General features: G+C 69.6%; 15 protein-coding genes. 11 read left to right on the top strand and 4 right to left on the bottom strand.

Annotated elements, in window-relative coordinates; genetic code table 11:
• Positions 1-164 precede the first annotated feature (164 nt).
• Positions 165-506 (top strand): WXG100 family type VII secretion target, encoded by a 342-nt coding sequence (locus J7I97_RS31220; protein ID WP_214941677.1) that lies wholly within the window; start codon positions 165-167, stop codon positions 504-506.
• 49 nt (positions 507-555) lie between these two features.
• Positions 556-864 (top strand): WXG100 family type VII secretion target, encoded by a 309-nt coding sequence (locus J7I97_RS31215; RefSeq protein ID WP_214941673.1) that lies wholly within the window; start codon positions 556-558, stop codon positions 862-864.
• A gap of 118 nt (positions 865-982) precedes the next feature.
• On the opposite strand, the gene J7I97_RS31210 is transcribed toward J7I97_RS31215, so the two are convergent.
• Together J7I97_RS31210 and eccCa are read right to left on the bottom strand one after the other, a co-directional pair.
• Positions 983-1216 (bottom strand): DUF397 domain-containing protein, encoded by a 234-nt coding sequence (locus J7I97_RS31210; protein WP_214941670.1) that lies wholly within the window; start codon positions 1214-1216, stop codon positions 983-985.
• A gap of 121 nt (positions 1217-1337) precedes the next feature.
• Complete coding sequence (gene eccCa, locus J7I97_RS31205; protein ID WP_214941667.1) at positions 1338-5291, bottom strand: type VII secretion protein EccCa; 3954 nt, start codon at positions 5289-5291, stop codon at positions 1338-1340.
• Between the two features lie 243 nt (positions 5292-5534).
• Here eccCa and eccD point away from each other — a divergent pair, with 243 nt between their 5' ends.
• The 6 genes from eccD (at position 5535) to J7I97_RS31175 (ending at position 12653) form a co-directional block, all read left to right on the top strand.
• A complete protein-coding gene (gene eccD, locus J7I97_RS31200) occupies positions 5535-7043 on the top strand; it encodes a type VII secretion integral membrane protein EccD (RefSeq protein ID WP_214941664.1) in 1509 nt (502 codons plus the stop codon).
• 174 nt (positions 7044-7217) lie between these two features.
• Complete coding sequence (gene rpsO, locus J7I97_RS31195) at positions 7218-7505, top strand: 30S ribosomal protein S15 (protein WP_008737721.1); 288 nt, start codon at positions 7218-7220, stop codon at positions 7503-7505.
• Positions 7506-7787: 282 nt separating this feature from the next.
• Positions 7788-10010 carry a polyribonucleotide nucleotidyltransferase gene (locus J7I97_RS31190; RefSeq protein WP_214941749.1) on the top strand — a complete coding sequence of 741 codons (2223 nt, stop codon included), beginning with the start codon at positions 7788-7790 and terminating at the stop codon, positions 10008-10010.
• On the top strand, positions 10007-11386 hold the full coding sequence (locus J7I97_RS31185) for a pitrilysin family protein (RefSeq protein WP_214941661.1): 1380 nt from the start codon (positions 10007-10009) through the stop codon (positions 11384-11386). Before J7I97_RS31190 ends, J7I97_RS31185 begins: the two co-directional genes overlap by 4 nt.
• A 42-nt stretch (positions 11387-11428) precedes the next feature.
• On the top strand, positions 11429-12181 hold the full coding sequence (dapB, locus tag J7I97_RS31180) for a 4-hydroxy-tetrahydrodipicolinate reductase (protein WP_214941658.1): 753 nt from the start codon (positions 11429-11431) through the stop codon (positions 12179-12181).
• Positions 12182-12200: 19 nt separating this feature from the next.
• Positions 12201-12653 (top strand): hypothetical protein, encoded by a 453-nt coding sequence (locus J7I97_RS31175; protein WP_214941655.1) that lies wholly within the window; start codon positions 12201-12203, stop codon positions 12651-12653.
• A 51-nt stretch (positions 12654-12704) separates the two neighbouring features.
• On the opposite strand, the gene J7I97_RS31170 is transcribed toward J7I97_RS31175, so the two are convergent.
• Both J7I97_RS31170 and J7I97_RS31165 read right to left on the bottom strand, forming a co-directional pair.
• Entirely contained in the window at positions 12705-13259 is a 555-nt protein-coding gene (locus J7I97_RS31170; protein ID WP_214941652.1) for a PH domain-containing protein, read from the bottom strand.
• Between the two features lie 48 nt (positions 13260-13307).
• Entirely contained in the window at positions 13308-13538 is a 231-nt protein-coding gene (locus J7I97_RS31165; RefSeq protein WP_214941649.1) for a hypothetical protein, read from the bottom strand.
• Between the two features lie 211 nt (positions 13539-13749).
• Between J7I97_RS31165 and thyX the strand changes: the two genes are divergently transcribed.
• The 3 genes from thyX (at position 13750) to J7I97_RS31150 (ending at position 17427) form a co-directional block, all read left to right on the top strand.
• Positions 13750-14490: an FAD-dependent thymidylate synthase gene (thyX, locus tag J7I97_RS31160; RefSeq protein WP_214941644.1), complete on the top strand. Its 741-nt coding sequence runs from the start codon at positions 13750-13752 to the stop codon at positions 14488-14490.
• A 230-nt stretch (positions 14491-14720) separates the two neighbouring features.
• A complete protein-coding gene (dapA, locus tag J7I97_RS31155; protein ID WP_214941641.1) occupies positions 14721-15620 on the top strand; it encodes a 4-hydroxy-tetrahydrodipicolinate synthase in 900 nt (299 codons plus the stop codon).
• A gap of 121 nt (positions 15621-15741) precedes the next feature.
• Complete coding sequence (locus tag J7I97_RS31150; RefSeq protein ID WP_214941638.1) at positions 15742-17427, top strand: ribonuclease J; 1686 nt, start codon at positions 15742-15744, stop codon at positions 17425-17427.
• Positions 17428-17833: the final 406 nt, after the last annotated feature.

The raw sequence follows: 17833 nt of genomic DNA, 5'->3' as shown, positions 1-17833 counted from the left end.
GAACTGGCTAGAGTGACAGCAGACTTCACGACTGTGATCGGGGGATGGCGTGAAGCGGAGGGGGACTCCTGTTGTGCGCGTGGCTCGATACCATGCCACGGAACGTCCGCTCCGCCACGCAATCCACCGGTTCTGCCGGTGAATTGAGAAGTGAGGAGCTTCGGATGAATGACAATTTCGGCCTTGCAGACGATCCCATCGTCAAGGCGAAGGACAGGATTTCCGACACGGCTGACGCTGTGACCCGTCAGTCCCGCGAGCTGGCCGACATCATCGCGACGGTGAGCGCCGGCTGGACCGGTGTGGGTGCCTCCGGCTTCATCACCGCGCAGACGGTGGTGAACGAGGACCACGACAAGATCCGTCAGCTGCTCGGGGTCCTGCACAACGCGGTGTCGCAGACCAAGAACCTGAGCAACGCCCAGGACGACGAGGTCCGTCAGGCGTTCAAGAGCGTCCAGTCCATGACCGCGCCGGGCAACACCTCGGGCCTCAACGGCGTCTGACGCGGCGCCGTAAGCCTGTCACCCCTACCTCAGCGCGAAGGAGAAGAACATGTCTGGTAACGACGGCCACACCCGGGTCCGGTATGAAACTGTCCAGCAGATGGCCGACCGGATCCGTGCGATCTCCGACCAGATCATCAAGGATCTGGAGACCATGGGCACTGCGCTGAAGGTCGTCACCGACACCTGGGACGGTGAGGCGCACACCGCGTACGTCGGCCTCCAGCGCGACTACAAGGGCCGGGCCCACCACATGAAGCAGACCCTGGAGAAGGTCGCCCAGCTCATCGAGCAGGGCAAGGGCGACTACCGCGCCACCGACGTGAAGGCCTCGCGCCTGTTCACCGAGGCCTTCTGAGCCCGGTACGCCGAGTCCGAACGCATTGATGGGGCGCGCCCGAACCGGGCGCGCCCCATCAGCGTCTGCATCCGCGTCTGCCTCGGCGCCTGCGGATCCAGATCCGGATCCGGATCCGCTAGCGGAGGTCGAACTCCCCGTCCCGGGCGCCGAGCACGAAGGCCTCCCACTCGGCGGCCGTGTAGCGCAGCACGGTGTCCGGGTCCAGCGAGGACCGCATGGCCACCGCGCCCCCGGGCAGCTTGGCGATCTCGACCCGCTCCTCGCTCGGGCTGGTGCCGGGCGGGCCCTCCCACTCCACGCCGCTGATGTCGAGCGCGTACAGCTCGTCCTTCTCCTGCTGAGTGCCCATGTGCGGCCTTTCCTCGCGGTGTGGTGCGGTGCTGCTGAGGTCTTCGCTCCCGATTATCGGTGTTGCGACCCCGCCAGGGGAGGGTTTCCCCGGGTTGGCATCACGACTTGATCTCAGTTCCTCACATCCCCGGCATCCGCCCCAGCTGGATCAGCGACGTCCCCCGCTTGCGCGAGGCGAAGTAGGCCCGGCCCGGCGGCATCGGACGCGGACGGACATTTCCGACGAGATCGCCCTCGGACGGGTCTCCGGACAGCACCAGACCCTGCGCCCCCAGCTCCTTGATCCGCTGCATGAACGGCTCGTACAGCGACCGCGAGGCCCCCGCCGAGTTGCGCGCGATGATGAAGCGGACGCCGGTGTCCCGGGCGAACGGCAGGAACTCCACCAGCTGCGCCAGCGGGTTGCCCTGGCTGGTGGCCACGAGGTCGAAGTCGTCGATGACGATGAACACGTCCGGGCCCGTCCACCAGCTGCGGTCGCGCAGCTGCTGCGGGGTGACGTCGGCCGGCGGCTGCCGGCGGGCGAACACCCCGCCCAGCGCCTCCATGTGCATCTGCAGCGAGCTCGACATCGGCGCGTACTCCAGCAGGTGCTCCTCCGGAAGCGCCCCGAGCAGGCCGCGCCGGTAGTCGCCCACGACGAGCTTCGCCTGGTCCGGGCGGTACCGCTCCGCGATCCGCTGGGCGATCAGCCGCAGCAGGTTCGTCTTGCCGGACTCGCTCTCGCCGAAGACGAGCAGGAACGGATCCGTCTCGAAGTCGAGGAACACCGGCTCCAGGTCGGTCTCGTCGATGCCGATCGAGATCCCGCGGCCGGGGAACTCCCCGCCCTTGGGCAGCTGGTCGGCGTGCAGCAGCCGCGGCAGCAGCCGTACCCCGGGAGCCGCGGCCCCCGCCCAGTTCGACTTCACCGCCGCCACGAACGCGGCCGTGGCCTGCGACAGGTCCGCAGCCTCGTGCGAGCCGTCGATCCGCGGGAGCGCACCCAGGAAGTGCAGCTTCTCCGCGACCTGCCCGCGGCCCGGCATCCCGGTCGGCACGTTCGCCGCGACCTTGCGGTCGAACTCGGAGTCCATGACATCGCCGAGCCGCAGCTCCAGCCGGCTGAGCATCTGGTCCTTGAGCGCGGCCCGCACCTCCATGTACCGGGCCGCCGTGATCACCACGTGGATGCCGTAGCCCAGCCCGCGGGCCGCGATGTCCGTGACCACCTGCTCCAGGCCCTCGTACTCGCCCCGGAAGCCGCCCCAGCCGTCCACCACCAGGAACACGTCGCCCCACGGCTCACCGGGCAGCTCACCGGCCGCCCGCAGCCGCCGGTACGTACCGATGGAGTCGATGTTGTTGGAGCGGAAGAACTCCTCGCGCCGGTTGAGGATGCCCCCCACCTCCGCGACCGTGCGCCGCACCCGCTCCGGGTCCAGCCGCGAGGCGATCCCGCCCACGTGCGGGAGCTCGGCGACCGACGACAGGCTGCCGCCGCCGAAGTCCAGCCCGTAGAACTGCACCTCGCGCGGGGTGTGCGTCAGCGCGAACGAGGAGATCAGCGTCCGCATCAGCGTCGACTTGCCCGACTGCGGACCGCCGACCACCATCATGTGGCCCGCCGCACCCCCGAAGTCCCGGTACAGCACCTCGCGCCGCTGCTCGAACGGCTTGTCGATGAGGCCGAGCGGTACGACCAGCCCGCCTGGCCGCGTGTACCCCTCCGCGTGCAGCCCGCGCTCCGCCGAAGGCGCCAGCGCCGGAAGCAACTGGTCCAGCGGAGGCGCCTGGTCGAGCGGCGGCAGCCACACCTGGTGCGCCGGCACACCCTGGCCCTCCAGCCGGCCCACGATCACGTCCAGCACCGTGTCGGCCAGCGCGTCGTCCTCCCGCGACTGCGACGCCGCCAGGTACGCCGGGTCCGGAGCCGCGTACACCACCGGCACCGGCGAAGCGGTGAACAGCGCGGGCCGCCGCTCCACCGGGAACAGGCCCACCGACAGATCCGGGCCGCCCGAGCGGTACGTACCCGAGACGTACGCCGCCTTGAAGCGGGTCATCTCGTCGGTGCCGAACTTCAGATAGCCCGAACCCGGCACCGACGGCAGGTGGTAGGCGTCCGGCACACCGATCGCCGTCCGCGACTCCGCCGCCGAGAAGGTCCGCAGACCGATCCGGTACGAGAGATACGTGTCCAGCCCGCGCAGCTTGCCCTCCTCCAGCCGCTGCGAGGCCAGCAGCAGATGCACACCCAGCGACCGGCCGATGCGGCCGATCTGGATGAACATGTCGATGAAGTCGGGCTTCGCGGTCAGCAGCTCGGAGAACTCGTCGATGACCAGCACCAGCGAGGCCAGCGGCTCCAGCGGGGCACCCGCCGCGCGCGCCTTCTCGTAGTCGTGGATGTTCGCGTAGTTGCCCGCCGAGCGCAGCAGCTCCTGCCGTCGCTGGAGCTCACCGCGGATCGAGTCGCCCATGCGGTCCACGAGTGTGAGGTCGTCCGCCAGGTTGGTGATGACGGCCGCGACATGCGGCATCTGCCCCATGCCCGTGAAGGTCGCACCGCCCTTGAAGTCCGCGAGGACGAAGTTCAGCGTCTCCGAGGTGTGCGTGACCGCCAGCCCCAGCACCAGCGTGCGCAGCAGCTCCGACTTGCCGGAACCCGTCGCGCCCACGCACAGCCCGTGCGGTCCCATGCCCTCCTGCGCGGCCTCCTTGAGGTCCAGCATGACCGGGGAGCCGTCCTCGCCGACACCGATCGGCACGCGCAGCCGCTCGCCGGCCGACCGCGGCCGCCAGGTCCGGGCCACGTCGATCGAGGCCGCGTCGCCCAGGTTCAGCAGATCAGTGAAGTCCAGGTTCGCCAGCAGCGGCTCGTCATCGTCGCCGCCGCCCGTGCGCAGCGGCGCCAGCTGCCTGGCCAGCGCCTCCGCCGCCGGCAGCGACAGCGTGTCCGGTACGCCCTCGTACGCGACACCTGCGCCCGACTCCAGCCGCAGCCGGCCCGGCCGCACCACGACCGACAGCCCGCCGCGCGGCTCGTCCAGCTCGCCCGCGACCACCTCGACGATGGTCACGCCCTGCAGCCCCTCGGCCGCCGCGAACACCGAGTCCGGGGGCACCATCCCGCCGTCCAGTACGACGACCAGGTGCGGCTGGTCCAGCACCGGGGACACCTCGCGGCTGAACCGCGGCCGCCCCTCCAGCCGGGACGCCAGCAGCCCCTCCAGCTCGCCCAGGTCATCGCCGAACAGCCGCTTCGTGCCGGCCCCGTCCACCTGACCCGGGACCTGCGTGTGCGGCAGCCACTTCGTCCAGTCCCACGACGGCACCGCGCCCGGCGCGGCCACCACGCCCACCATCAGGTCCTCGGGGGAGTGGAGCGTCGCCAGCTGCGCCACGAGCGCCCGGGCCGTCCCGCGCGCGGACTCCGGCTCCCCGGACACCGTCACGTGGTAGAACGCCCGGATCGACAGCGCCACCGGCAGCCCGTCCAGCGAGGAATGCACCTTCAGGAACCGCTGCATCGCGCCCGCCGTCAGCGGCTCCAGCTCGTCCACCGGCGCGGTGTCCGGCGCCACCAGCGGCGTCGCCAGCCGCTGAGCGCCCAGCCCCACCCGGGCCTGCCCGAAGTCACCGTCGCCGACCCGCCGCTCCCACAGCCGCGAGCCCTCGGCCACCACCGACCACAACTGCTCCGGCGCCGGGTGCAGATACAGCTGCGCGTCGCGCTGCGCGCGCCCGGTCCGGCGTACCTGACGGCGCGTCTGCGCGAGGTATTTGAGGTAATCCCGGCGCACATCGGCCATTTGCCCCTGTGTACCGCGCCGGAAGCGCACCAGCTGGGCGATCACCATGCCCACCGTCGAGGCCAGCATCAGCACACCCATGATGCGCATGAACGGCGCCGCACCCGGCATGAAGAAGAAGACGACCGACGAACCCATGCCGAGCATCGGCAGGAGCTGCATCAGCATGCCCTCCTGCTGCCCCCGGGGCAGTTCCGGCGGAGCCTCCAGCCTCACCTCGTCCGAAGGCACTTCGGGCGGCAGGGACCGCGGCGGGCGTTTGACGACGATCTGGCTCACCGGAGCATCAATCCCTTTGACACGGACGGGACACGGCAACCGGAGCCCCCAAGTCCCGGGCGCGAAGGGGGTCTCCTACGCTGGGGGCACCGCCCAGCGGTAGCTGGGGGTGGTGATCCTACTTGCCGACTGTCACTCATACTCCCGGTAGGGTGACGCGCGCAGCATGCGCATCCGCGAATCCGGCGCCGTGAACCACCGCACCGGGCACGCCAGTCAGTCGCCAACCAGGGGGTCACACAGGTGAGTACGGCCGCAACGACGGGCTTCTGCAGGGTCACCGTCGTGGCCCCCGACAGCCGGATCGACGTCGCCCTCCCCGAGGACATCGCCGTCGCCGACGTCTATCCCGAGCTGCTGCGCCTCACCGGCCAGACCATGCCCGTGGGCGCCCCCACCGGCTTCCACCTGGTCCGCCGCTCCGGCACCGTCCTCGACGGCGCCCGCAGCCTCGCCGCCCAGCAGGTCCTCGACGGCGAGGTGCTCAGCCTGCGCCCCTTCGCCGAGTCCCTGCCGCCGGCCGTGTTCGACGACGTCTCCGACGCCGTCGCCTCCGCCGTCGTCCGCGACCGGCACCGCTGGAGCGACGACATGCTGCGCGGCGCGGGCCTGGCCGGCGCCGCCGTCCTGCTCGTCCTGCTGGGCTTCGTCCTCTGGTACGCCGACCCGGTCCGCCACGACATGCACGGCCTGCCCGGCATCATCGCCGGGGCCGCCGGGGTGCTCCTCACCGCCGCCGCCGGCGTCCGCGCCCGGGTCTACCGCGACCGCGGGTCCGCCGTCGCCCTCGGCCTCGGCGCCCTGCCGCACCTGCTCATCGCCGGCTCCGGAATCATCGCCCCGGCCGCCGGCCACGGACCCGGCCGGCTCCAGTTCCTGCTCGGCTGCGTCTGCGTCCTGGTCGCCTCCGTCGCCCTGGTCGCCCTCACCCCCAGCGGCGACGCCCCCTTCGTCGCCGCCACCTTCCTCGCGGCCACCGGCACCCTCGCCACCTTCACCGCCATCGCCACCGAGGCCTCAGCGACCGCCACCGCCGCCGTCTGCGCCCCCGTCGCGATCGGACTCGTCGCCTTCCTCCCCGGTCTCTCGGCCCGCTTCGCCCGGCTCCCCATCGGCTACGCCGCCCCGCGCAGCTCCACCGAGGACTACGAGACCCCGGACCGCTACGAGACCGAGCCGTACGGCGAGGCGTCCTCCGGCTCCGAGCAGCACGACCCGGCCGCCCCCCTCGACGCCGAGCTGATCGCCGCCCAGGCCCGCCGCGGCCACGAGATGCTGCTCGGCCTGGTGGGCGGCTGCGCCGCGGTCGCCGTCGGCTCCGCCGCCGTCCTCGGCTTCTCCGACAACACGTGGGGCCGGCTGCTCGCCCTCACCACCGGCCTGGCCATGCTGCTGCGCGCCCGGCTCTTCCGCTACACCTCGCAGGTGGTGTGCACCCTGGTCGCGGGCCTCGCCGCGATTTCCCTGCTGATCCTGGGCCTGGCCCTGCACCCGCCGGCCGATCTGGTCTTCGAGCTCATGCGCTACCACGACCGCGGCGGCCTGGACCTCCGTACCATCTGGCTGTCGGCCGCGGTCGCCGCCGGCGCGGCCCTCCTCACCGGTATTGCGCTTGTCATCCCCCGCAAGGGCCTGTCACCCTTCTGGGGAAGGCTCCTCGACCTCACCGAGGCCGCGGTACTGCTCAGCCTGGTCCCGCTGGCGCTGGCCGTGCTCGACGTCTACTCCAGGGCCCGCGCTCTCACCAGCTGAGACGGGGGCGGAGCGGCAGCCTGGTACGCTGTGTGACGGCCGTTTGTGTACGCGCCCCCGGAGATCCTCTGGAGGCTGCGCTCAGCGGACCCCGCCTCCCGAGTTACGGAAGATCCCCAGAGAATTCGACCTGGGGCACTCGGTGGCTACGAAGACCTATTACGAGGAGTACGCGTGCCGCTCGACGCCGCAACGAAGAAGCAGCTCATCGCAGAGTTTGGTGCCAAGGAGGGCGACACCGGCTCCCCCGAGGTCCAGGTCGCGATGCTGTCCCGCCGCATCTCGGACCTGACCGAGCACCTCAAGACCCACAAGCACGACCACCACTCCCGTCGTGGTCTGCTGATCCTGGTCGGCCAGCGTCGCCGCCTGCTGCAGTACCTGGCCAAGAAGGACATCCAGCGCTTCCGTACGCTGGTCGAGCGCCTCGGCATCCGCCGCGGTGCGGCCGGCGCCAAGTAAAGACGCTGTGAAGGGAGCGGTTCCCACACTGAGGGGGCCGCTCCCTTTGCTGTACGTGCGCGACGTACCGGACGCTTTGTAGTCTGAGTACAGCGCACAACTGAAGAGGAGGAGCGCCCTCCCACGCCGCCGGTCCTCGGTAGTGGCATCCGGAAGGCCCCGCACGGGCCACGAACCGGGTGCTTCGATCGAAGACCGGCCCGCACGCCAGGAGCGCTTCTCCAAAACCGTCCATCACCACACGGGTGGCGGACGGAGACGACGAAAATGGAGAAAACGCTAGTGGAGAACGAGACCCACTACGCCGAGGCCGTCATTGACAACGGTTCCTTCGGTACCCGCACCATCCGCTTCGAGACGGGCCGCCTGGCCCGCCAGGCCGCCGGCTCCGCCGTTGCCTACCTGGACGACGACACGATGGTGCTGTCCGCCACCACCGCGTCGAAGAAGCCCAAGGACCAGCTCGACTTCTTCCCCCTGACGGTGGATGTCGAGGAGCGGCAGTACGCGGCCGGCAAGATCCCCGGCTCCTTCTTCCGCCGCGAGGGCCGGCCCTCCGAGGACGCGGTCCTCACCTGCCGCCTGATCGACCGCCCGCTGCGCCCGTCGTTCAAGAAGGGCCTGCGCAACGAGATCCAGGTCGTCGCCACGATCATGGCGCTCAACCCCGACCACCTGTACGACGTCGTCGCGATCAACGCCGCGTCCGCGTCCACCCAGCTGGCCGGTCTGCCCTTCTCCGGCCCGATCGGCGGCGTCCGCGTCGCGCTGATCCGCGGCCAGTGGGTCGCCTTCCCGACGCACACCGAGCTCGAGGACGCCGTCTTCGACATGGTCGTCGCGGGCCGCGTCCTGGAGGACGGCGACGTCGCGATCATGATGGTCGAGGCCGAGGCCACCGAGAAGACCATCGCCCTCGTCAAGGACGGCGCCGAGGCGCCGACCGAGGAGATCGTCGCCGCGGGTCTTGACGCCTCGAAGCCGTTCATCAAGGCCCTCTGCAAGGCCCAGGCCGACCTGGCCGCCAAGGCCGCCAAGCCCGAGGGCGAGTTCCCGGTCTTCCTGGACTACCAGGACGACGTGTACGAGGCCCTCGCGGCCGCCGTCAAGGGCGACCTCACCCAGGCGCTGACCATCGCGGGCAAGCAGGACCGCGAGGCCGAGCTGGACCGCGTCAAGGAGATCGCCGCCGAGAAGCTCCTCCCGGCCTTCGAAGGCCGCGAGAAGGAGATCTCCGCCGCCTACCGCAGCCTGACCAAGGCCCTGGTGCGCGAGCGCGTCATCAAGGACAAGGTCCGCATCGACGGCCGCGGGATCACGGACATCCGTACCCTCGCCGCCGAGGTCGAGGCCATCCCGCGCGTGCACGGCTCGGCGCTGTTCGAGCGTGGCGAGACCCAGATCCTGGGCGTCACCACCCTGAACATGCTCCGTATGGAGCAGCAGCTGGACACCCTCTCCCCGGTGACCCGCAAGCGCTACATGCACAACTACAACTTCCCGCCGTACTCCGTCGGCGAGACCGGCCGCGTCGGTTCGCCGAAGCGCCGCGAGATCGGCCACGGCGCGCTCGCCGAGCGCGCGATCGTGCCGGTCCTCCCGACCCGCGAGGAGTTCCCCTACGCGATCCGCCAGGTGTCCGAGGCCCTCGGCTCCAACGGTTCGACGTCGATGGGCTCGGTCTGCGCCTCCACCATGTCGCTGCTGAACGCCGGTGTGCCCCTCAAGGCCCCCGTCGCCGGTATCGCCATGGGCCTGATCTCCCAGGAGATCGACGGCAAGACCCACTACGTCGCCCTCACCGACATCCTCGGTGCGGAGGACGCCTTCGGCGACATGGACTTCAAGGTCGCCGGCACCAAGGAGTTCGTCACCGCGCTCCAGCTGGACACCAAGCTCGACGGCATCCCGGCCTCCGTCCTGGCCGCGGCCCTCAAGCAGGCCCGCGACGCCCGCCTCCACATCCTCGACGTGATGATGGAAGCGATCGACACGCCGGACGCCATGTCCCCGTTCGCCCCGCGGATCATCACCGTCAAGATCCCGGTGGACAAGATCGGTGAGGTCATCGGCCCCAAGGGCAAGATGATCAACCAGATCCAGGAGGACACCGGCGCCGAGATCACGATCGAGGACGACGGCACCATCTACATCGGTGCCTCCGACGGCCCGGCCGCCGAGGCCGCCCGCACCACGATCAACCAGATCGCCAACCCGACCATGCCGGAGGTCGGCGAGCGCTACCTGGGTACGGTCGTCAAGACCACCACCTTCGGTGCCTTCGTCTCCCTCATGCCCGGCAAGGACGGCCTGCTGCACATCTCGCAGATCCGCAAGCTCGCCGGTGGCAAGCGCGTGGAGAACGTCGAGGACGTGCTCGCGGTCGGCACCAAGGTGCAGGTCGAGATCGGCGAGATCGACTCCCGCGGCAAGCTCTCCCTGATCCCCGTGATCGAGGGCGAGACGGCCGACGCCGACGCTGACAAGGACGACTCCGACAAGTGACGTCGCGTAGTTCCCGTGTGACGGCCCGCCCCTCTTCGGAGGGGCGGGCCGTCGCCCGTACCCAAACCCTCCTCAAGGGGCAGAACGGCATCGGCACCGTCCGGCGCACGGTCCTCCCCGGCGGACTGCGCGTCGTCACCGAGACGCTGCCCTCCGTCCGCTCCGCCACCTTCGGCATCTGGGCGAACGTGGGCTCCCGCGACGAGACGCCCACGCTGAACGGCGCCACGCACTACCTGGAGCACCTCCTCTTCAAGGGCACCGACAAGCGCAGTGCCCTCGACATCTCCTCCGCCATCGACGCGGTCGGCGGCGAGATGAACGCCTTCACGGCGAAGGAGTACACCTGCTACTACGCGCGCGTGCTCGACACCGACCTGCCGCTGGCCATCGACGTGGTCTGCGACATGCTCACCGGCTCGCTGATCCGCCAGGAGGACGTCGACGCCGAGCGCGGCGTCATCCTCGAAGAGATCGCGATGACCGAGGACGACCCGGGCGACTGCGTGCACGACCTGTTCGCGCAGACCATGTTCGGTGACAGCCCCCTGGGCCGTCCCGTCCTCGGCACCGTCGACACGATCAACGCCCTCGGCGCCGACCGGATCCGCCGCTTCTACAAGAAGCACTACGACCCGACCCACCTCGTCGTGGCCGCCGCGGGCAACGTCGACCACAACAAGGTCGTACGCCAGGTCCGCGCCGCCTTCGAGAAGGCCGGAGCCCTCGGGCGCACCGACGCCGAGCCGATCGGCCCGCGCACCGGCACCAAGCGCCTGCGCACCGCCGGCAAGGTCGACCTGGTCAACCGCAAGACCGAGCAGGCCCACGTGGTCCTCGGCATGCCCGGCCTGGCCCGTACCGACGAGCGCCGCTGGGCGCTCGGCGTACTGAACACCGCCCTCGGCGGCGGCATGTCCTCCCGCCTGTTCCAGGAGGTCCGGGAGAAGCGCGGCCTGGCCTACAGCGTGTACTCGTACACCTCGGGCTTCGCCGACACCGGCCTCTTCGGCGTCTACGCCGGCTGCCGCCCCAGCCAGGTCCACGACGTGCTCCGGATCTGCCGCGACGAGCTCGACAAGGTCGCCTCCGACGGGCTCACCGACGAGGAGATCAGGCGGGCCGTCGGCCAGCTCTCCGGCTCCACCGTCCTCGGCCTCGAAGACACCGGCGCGATCATGAACCGCATCGGCAAGAGCGAGCTGTGCTGGGGCGACCAGATGTCGGTCGACGACATGCTGGCCCGAATCGCCGCCGTGACCCCGGACGACGTCCGCGCGGTCGCCCAGGATGTACTGGCACACCGGCCGTCGCTCGCGGTGATCGGCCCGCTGAAGGAGAAGCAGGCCGCCCGCCTCGACGAAGTGGTCGCCTGATCCCGTACGCCGTCAAGTCTGTACGCATTTAAGGACGTAAACATGAGCAAGCTGCGCGTGGCGGTCCTCGGAGCCCAGGGCCGCATCGGCTCCGAGGCGGTCAAGGCCATCGAGGCCGCCGAAGACATGGAGCTGGTGGCGGCCCTCGGCCGCGGTGACAAGCTGGAGACGCTGGCCGAGGCCGGCGCCCAGGTCGCGATCGAGCTGACCACCCCCGCCTCGGTGATGGGGAACCTGGACTTCCTCATCCGCCACGGCATCCACGCAGTGGTCGGCACCACCGGCTGGACCGAGGACCGCCTCGCGCAGCTGAACACCTGGCTCGCCGGCTCCCCGGAAACCGGTGTGCTCATCGCCCCGAACTTCTCCATCGGCGCCGTCCTCACCATGAAGTTCGCCGCCCAGGCCGCCCGCTACTTCGACTCCGTCGAGGTCGTCGAGCTGCACCACCCCCACAAGGTCGACGCCCCCTCCGGCACGGCGACCCGTACGGCGCAGCTCATCGCGGCCGCCCGCGCCGAGGCCGGCTGCGCCCCGCAGCCCGACGCCACCGTCACCGCCCTCGACGGCGCCCGCGGCGCCAATGTCGACGGCGTCCCGGTGCACGCCATCCGCCTGCGCGGCCTGCTGGCCCACCAGGAGGTACTGCTCGGCGGCGAGGGCGAGACCCTGACCATCCGTCACGACTCCCTGCACCACAGCAGCTTCATGCCGGGCATCCTGCTCGGCGCGCGCCGCGTGGTGCGGACCCCGGGCCTCACCTTCGGCCTGGAACACTTCCTCGACCTCGGCTGATGAGCAGGCAGTAGTACCCATGCGCGCGAAGATCACGTACTTCCTCACGGCCGCCGTCCTGGTGGTCTACTTCGTCCTGGTCGGCAGCCGGGGCCTGATGCTGATCCGGCACGGCACCTGGCTCACCGTCACCTTCGGGGTGGCCGTGCTGATCCTGCCGGTCATCGGCGTCTGGTTCCTCTGGAAGAACACCCAGTTCGTCAACAGGGCCAACCAGCTGGCGACCGAGCTGGAGGCCGAGGGCGCACTGCCCGTGGACGAGCTGGAACGGGACCAGTACGGACGGATCCTGCGGGACTCCGCCGACGAGGTCTTCGCGCGCCGCAAGGCCGAGACCGAGGACGCCCCGGGGGACTGGCGCAGCTGGTTCCGCCTCGCCGTCGCCTACCACGACGCCCGCGACACTCCGCGGGCCCGCAAGGCCATGCAGCGGGCGATCGCCCTGCACGACGGAAAGCCCGTACAGGTCTGATCCCCGTACGGGCTTCCCGTGCTCGATACGTCTGTCAGGCGGGCACGTTTGTCAGGCGGGCACGGCCCGGTACTCGTCGGCCCAGGCCTCGACCGCGCCGGCGGCCCGGTCGAACGCCTCGGTCCGCGACAGGAAATCGGCGTTGTGGTCGGTCAGCAGCACCGGCAGCTCCGCGCCGTCGCGCCCGGCGACCGTCAGCGCCTGGCCCTGCACGGTCCTCGGCAGCCCGAGCCAGCGCACCGGCTGCTGCACCGTGCGAACCTGGTCGATCTCGCTCCAGGCGATCGAGCGCGTCCCGAAGAACGCCACCCGGCGCAGCCCCGTCCGGCTCACCCAGACGCCGACGAGCAGCAGGCGCACCGCCGACCCGATCACGGCGAGCGCGGCGGCCAGGCAGAAGCCGGCCCCGGCCCAGGCGCCCGCGAACGCGACGATCATCGTGGAGAGCAGCATGAAGGCGGCCAGCAGGAGCAGCAGCGCGGCACCGGCCACTCGCCAGGGGCCCGGCCGGTAGGGCCGCCGCCAGTGGTCGTGGTCGACGTGTGCGAGGGCATCGTCTTCATGCGCTTCGAATACGCCGTCGGCCGTCAGGAAGGGCAGGGGCACGGCTGGACCTCACTCACATGCACGTTCGGTTGGGCTGTGCCCGTGAGGCTACCGCGCCACGGCCGCCTCGGACTTCTGCGGCGCGTGGCTGGGCTGAAGTGCGGGCATACCGAAGAGCAGTGATCCGACCAGCCCGGTGGCCACGGTCAGCCCGACCAGACTACGGGCGGCGATCTGGGTCTTGCCCAGACTCTCGCGCGGCGGCGGAGTGACATTGCTGCGGAAGCGGTCGGCCTCGGCGACGAAGGCAAACGGGACGGGTTCGCGCCGGCGGAACATGGGGGCGACTCTCCTCACGATCGGGGCCATGGGTTGCATGGGTAAGGACGTATGAACTGCCCCATCGGTGCCGGATTTCGGGACATTAACCAAATTTATGGCGGAGTGTCAGCTGTCCGGGTGACAGAGCGGCCGCTTGCGCTTGCGAGGCGGCCCGGGCACGGCGTCGTAGAGTGGGCGCGCCATCTCAAGCACGTTTGGAAGGACCCCGGTGAGCGAGACCGCCGCTTCAGCCCTGAAACCCAGCTTCCGCAGTGATGTCACGGTGGAGCTGGTGAAGCACTCCGCCGCCGACTCCGACGTGCTGTGGGCCGCCCGCGTCTCCACGGCGGGCGAGCAGTCCCTGGAGGAGCTGCAGAAGGACCCGGAGCGCTCCAAGGGACTCATCAACTACCTGATGCGGGACCGCCACGGCAGCCCCTTCGAGCACAACTCGATGACGTTCTTCATCAGCGCCCCGATCTTCGTGTTCCGCGAGTTCATGCGGCACCGTGTCGGCTGGTCCTACAACGAGGAATCCGGCCGCTACAGGGAGCTCGAGCCGGTCTTCTACGTCCCGGACGCCGAGCGCAAGCTCGTCCAGGAGGGCCGCCCGGGCAAGTACGTCTTCGTCGAGGGCACCGCGGCGCAGCAGGAACTGACGGGCCGGGTCATGGAGGACTCGTACCGTCAGGCCTACGAGGCCTACCAGGAGATGCTGGCGGCAGGCGTGGCCCGCGAGGTTGCCCGTTCGGTCCTGCCGGTCGGCCTTTTCTCCTCGATGTACGCCACCTGCAACGCGCGCTCGCTGATGCACTTCCTGGGCCTGCGTACGCAGCACGAGCTCGCGGCGGTGCCGTCCTTCCCGCAGCGGGAGATCGAGATGGTCGGCGAGAAGATGGAGCAGCACTGGGCGCGGCTCATGCCGCTGACCTACGCCGCCTTCAACGGCAACGGCCGCGTTGCCCCGTAGGGCTCGATACACCTGCGGCGTACACATGTACTGAAGTAAGTCCCAAGTGTCCGTATTGCGGCGTTTCGTAAAGTTCATCTAGGCTGATCAAACGGACCCGGCACTGCTTGAACCCCCGAGCAGGCAGTGCCGGGATCCAACACTCTCCCCCCAGCTACCGCTGGGAGGTACCCCCCCAGACGTCCCCCCGAGGGGACACTGCGAGCGTGGCAGCGAGTAGCGTGTTACCCATGGCTCCGATCTCGACTCCGCAGACCCCCTTCGGGCGGGTCCTCACCGCCATGATCACGCCGTTTACGGCGGATGGCGCACTCGACCTCGACGGCGCGCAGCAGCTCGCCGTCCACTTGGTGGACGCAGGCAACGACGGCCTGATCATCAACGGCACCACCGGTGAGTCGCCGACCACCACCGACGCGGAGAAAAACGACCTCGTACGAGCCGTACTCGAAGCGGTCGGGGACCGCGCCCACGTGGTCGCCGGCATCGGCACCAACGACACCCGCCACACCCTCGAACTCGCCCGCCAGGCGGAGCGCACCGGCGCCCACGGCCTGCTCGCGGTGACCCCGTACTACAGCAAGCCGCCGCAGGAAGGCCTCTACCGGCACTTCACGGCCATCGCCGACGCCACCGAGCTGCCGGTCATGCTCTACGACATCCCCGGCCGCAGTGGTGTCCCGATCAACACCGAAACCCTGGTACGCCTGGCCGAGCATCCCCGTATCGTGGCCAACAAGGACGCCAAGGGCGACCTCGGCCGCGCCAGCTGGGCCATCGCGCGGAGCGGCCTGGCCTGGTACTCCGGCGACGACATGCTGAACCTGCCGCTCCTCTCGGTCGGCGCGGTCGGCTTCGTCTCCGTGGTCGGCCACCTGGTCACCCCCGAGCTCCGGGCGATGCTCGAGGCGCACCTGGGCGGCGACGTCCAGAAGGCCACCGAGATCCACCAGAAGCTTCTCCCCGTCTTCACCGGCATGTTCCGCACGCAGGGCGTGATCACCACCAAGGGCGCCCTGAACCTTCAGGGCCTGCCCGCGGGCCCGCTCCGGCTCCCGCTGATCGAGCTGACCGCCGAAGAGGCGGCGCAGCTCAAGATCGATCTTGCGGCAGGCGGGGTACAGCTCTGACAACAGACTTCACAACCGAATAAGCACGAAAATAAGAACAGAACAGACAAAAGCAAGTGCACGAATGACATGCGCGCCACGTGCCTTAGGGGTACGTGGCGTGCGTGGTGAGGAGACACTTTTGAGCCATCCGCATCCTGAACTCGGCCCGCCGCCGAAGCTCCCCAAGGGCGGCCTCCGGGTCACCCCCCTGGGTGGTCTCGGCGAGATCGGCCGCAACATGACCGTCTTCGAGTTCGACGGCCGCCTGCTGATCGTCGACTGCGGCGTTCTCTTCCCCGAGGAGGAGCAGCCGGGCATCGACCTGATCCTGCCGGACTTCACGTCCATCAGGGACCGGCTCGACGACATCGAGGGCATCGTCCTCACGCACGGCCACGAGGACCACATCGGCGCCGTCCCGTACCTCCTCCGCGAGAAGCCGGACATCCCGCTGATCGGCTCCAAGCTGACGCTGGCCCTCATCGAGGCGAAGCTCCAGGAGCACCGTATTCGCCCCTACACCCTTGAGGTGAAGGAAGGCGAGCGCGAGAACCTCGGCCCCTTCGACTGCGAGTTCATCGCCGTCAACCACTCCATCCCGGACGCCCTGGCCGTGGCCATCCGGACCCCCGCCGGCCTGGTCGTGGCCACCGGCGACTTCAAGATGGACCAGCTGCCGCTGGACAACCGCCTCACCGACCTGCACGCCTTCGCGCGTCTGAGCGAGGAGGGCATCGACCTCCTCCTCTCCGACTCGACGAACGCCGAGGTCCCGGGCTTCGTACCGCCCGAGCGCGAGATCTCGAACGTCCTGCGCACGGTGTTCGCCAACGCCCACAGCCGGATCATCGTGGCCAGCTTCGCCAGCCACGTGCACCGCATCCAGCAGATCCTCGACGCCGCCCACGAGTACGGCCGCAGGGTCGCCTTCGTCGGCCGCTCGATGGTCCGCAACATGGGCATCGCCCGTGACCTGGGCTACCTGAGGGTCCCCGCAGGCCTCGTCGTGGACGTCAAGACCCTCGACGACCTGCCGGCCCACGAGGTCGTCCTCGTCTGCACGGGCTCCCAGGGCGAGCCGATGGCGGCCCTGTCCCGCATGGCGAACCGGGACCACCAGATCCGGATCGTCCCGGGCGACACCGTGATCCTGGCGTCGTCCCTGATCCCGGGCAACGAGAACGCGGTCTACCGCGTGATCAACGGCCTGACCCGCTGGGGCGCCAACGTCGTGCACAAGGGCAACGCCAAGGTGCACGTTTCCGGCCACGCCTCCGCGGGCGAGCTGCTGTACTTCTACAACATCTGCAAGCCGCGGAACCTGATGCCGGTCCACGGCGAATGGCGCCACCTGCGTGCCAACGCCGAGCTCGGTGCCCTGACGGGCGTCCCGAAGGACCGCATCGTCATCGCCGAGGACGGCGTGGTCGTCGACCTGATCGACGGCAAGGCCCGGATCTCCGGCAAGGTCCAGGCCGGCTACGTGTACGTGGACGGCCTCTCGGTCGGCGACGTCACCGAGGTCCACCTGAAGGACCGCCGGATCCTCGGCGAGGAGGGCATCATCTCGGTGTACGTCGTGGTGGACAGCACCACGGGCAAGGTGGTCACCGGCCCGAACATCCAGGCCCGCGGCTCCGGCATCGAGGACTCGGCCTTCGGCTCGGTCATCCCGAAGATCAAGGAAGCCATCGCCCGCGCCGCCGCCGACGGCGTCGCGGAGCCGCACCAGATCCAGCAGCTTATCCGCCGGACGATGGGCAAGTGGGTCTCGGACGGCTACCGCCGCCGCCCGATGATCCTCCCGGTCGTCGTCGAGGTCTGAGCCTCGCCGTAGCGACGTCACTGGAGCGGGGCAACCGGATTTGCATCCGGGGGCCCCGCTCCAGTACGTTTGCGTCTCCACCTCGCACGGCACCCCGGCACACACGTGTGCCCGGACGGGTCTTGCGAGAGGGTGGGAATGAGGACCCAGGGAGACCTGATAAAGTCTGATCCACCCGAAAGGGAAAGGCCCTCCAATCGGCCACCGAATTCAAATCCAAGCCAGAAACGGCGCGGAAATGATCTGGTAAGGTTGGAACCGCCGGAAAGGGAAAACGCGAAAGCGAAGAACCTGGAAAGCAAGCGGGACTGACTCTGATAGAGTCGGAAACGCAAGAACACAGAACGAAAGCCCGGAGGAAAGCCCCAGTAAGTGTTACTGAGGGTGAGTACAAAGGAAGCGTCCG

This window comes from Streptomyces sp. ISL-87, assembly GCF_018614095.1.
Classification (GTDB): domain Bacteria; phylum Actinomycetota; class Actinomycetes; order Streptomycetales; family Streptomycetaceae; genus Streptomyces.
This window is presented reverse-complemented; position numbering and strand designations above follow the sequence as displayed.

Excerpts from the sequence above, each read along its gene's own strand:
- dapA (WP_214941641.1), top strand. The coding sequence starts at position 14,721 with ATGGCTCCGATCTCGACTCCGCAGACCCCCTTCGGGCGGGTCCTCACC.
- J7I97_RS31175 (WP_214941655.1), top strand. The coding sequence starts at position 12,201 with ATGCGCGCGAAGATCACGTACTTCCTCACGGCCGCCGTCCTGGTGGTC.
- J7I97_RS31215 (WP_214941673.1), top strand. The coding sequence starts at position 556 with ATGTCTGGTAACGACGGCCACACCCGGGTCCGGTATGAAACTGTCCAG.
- J7I97_RS31165 (WP_214941649.1), bottom strand. The coding sequence starts at position 13,538 with ATGTTCCGCCGGCGCGAACCCGTCCCGTTTGCCTTCGTCGCCGAGGCC.
- dapB (WP_214941658.1), top strand. The coding sequence starts at position 11,429 with ATGAGCAAGCTGCGCGTGGCGGTCCTCGGAGCCCAGGGCCGCATCGGC.
- J7I97_RS31210 (WP_214941670.1), bottom strand. The coding sequence starts at position 1,216 with ATGGGCACTCAGCAGGAGAAGGACGAGCTGTACGCGCTCGACATCAGC.
- J7I97_RS31220 (WP_214941677.1), top strand. The coding sequence starts at position 165 with ATGAATGACAATTTCGGCCTTGCAGACGATCCCATCGTCAAGGCGAAG.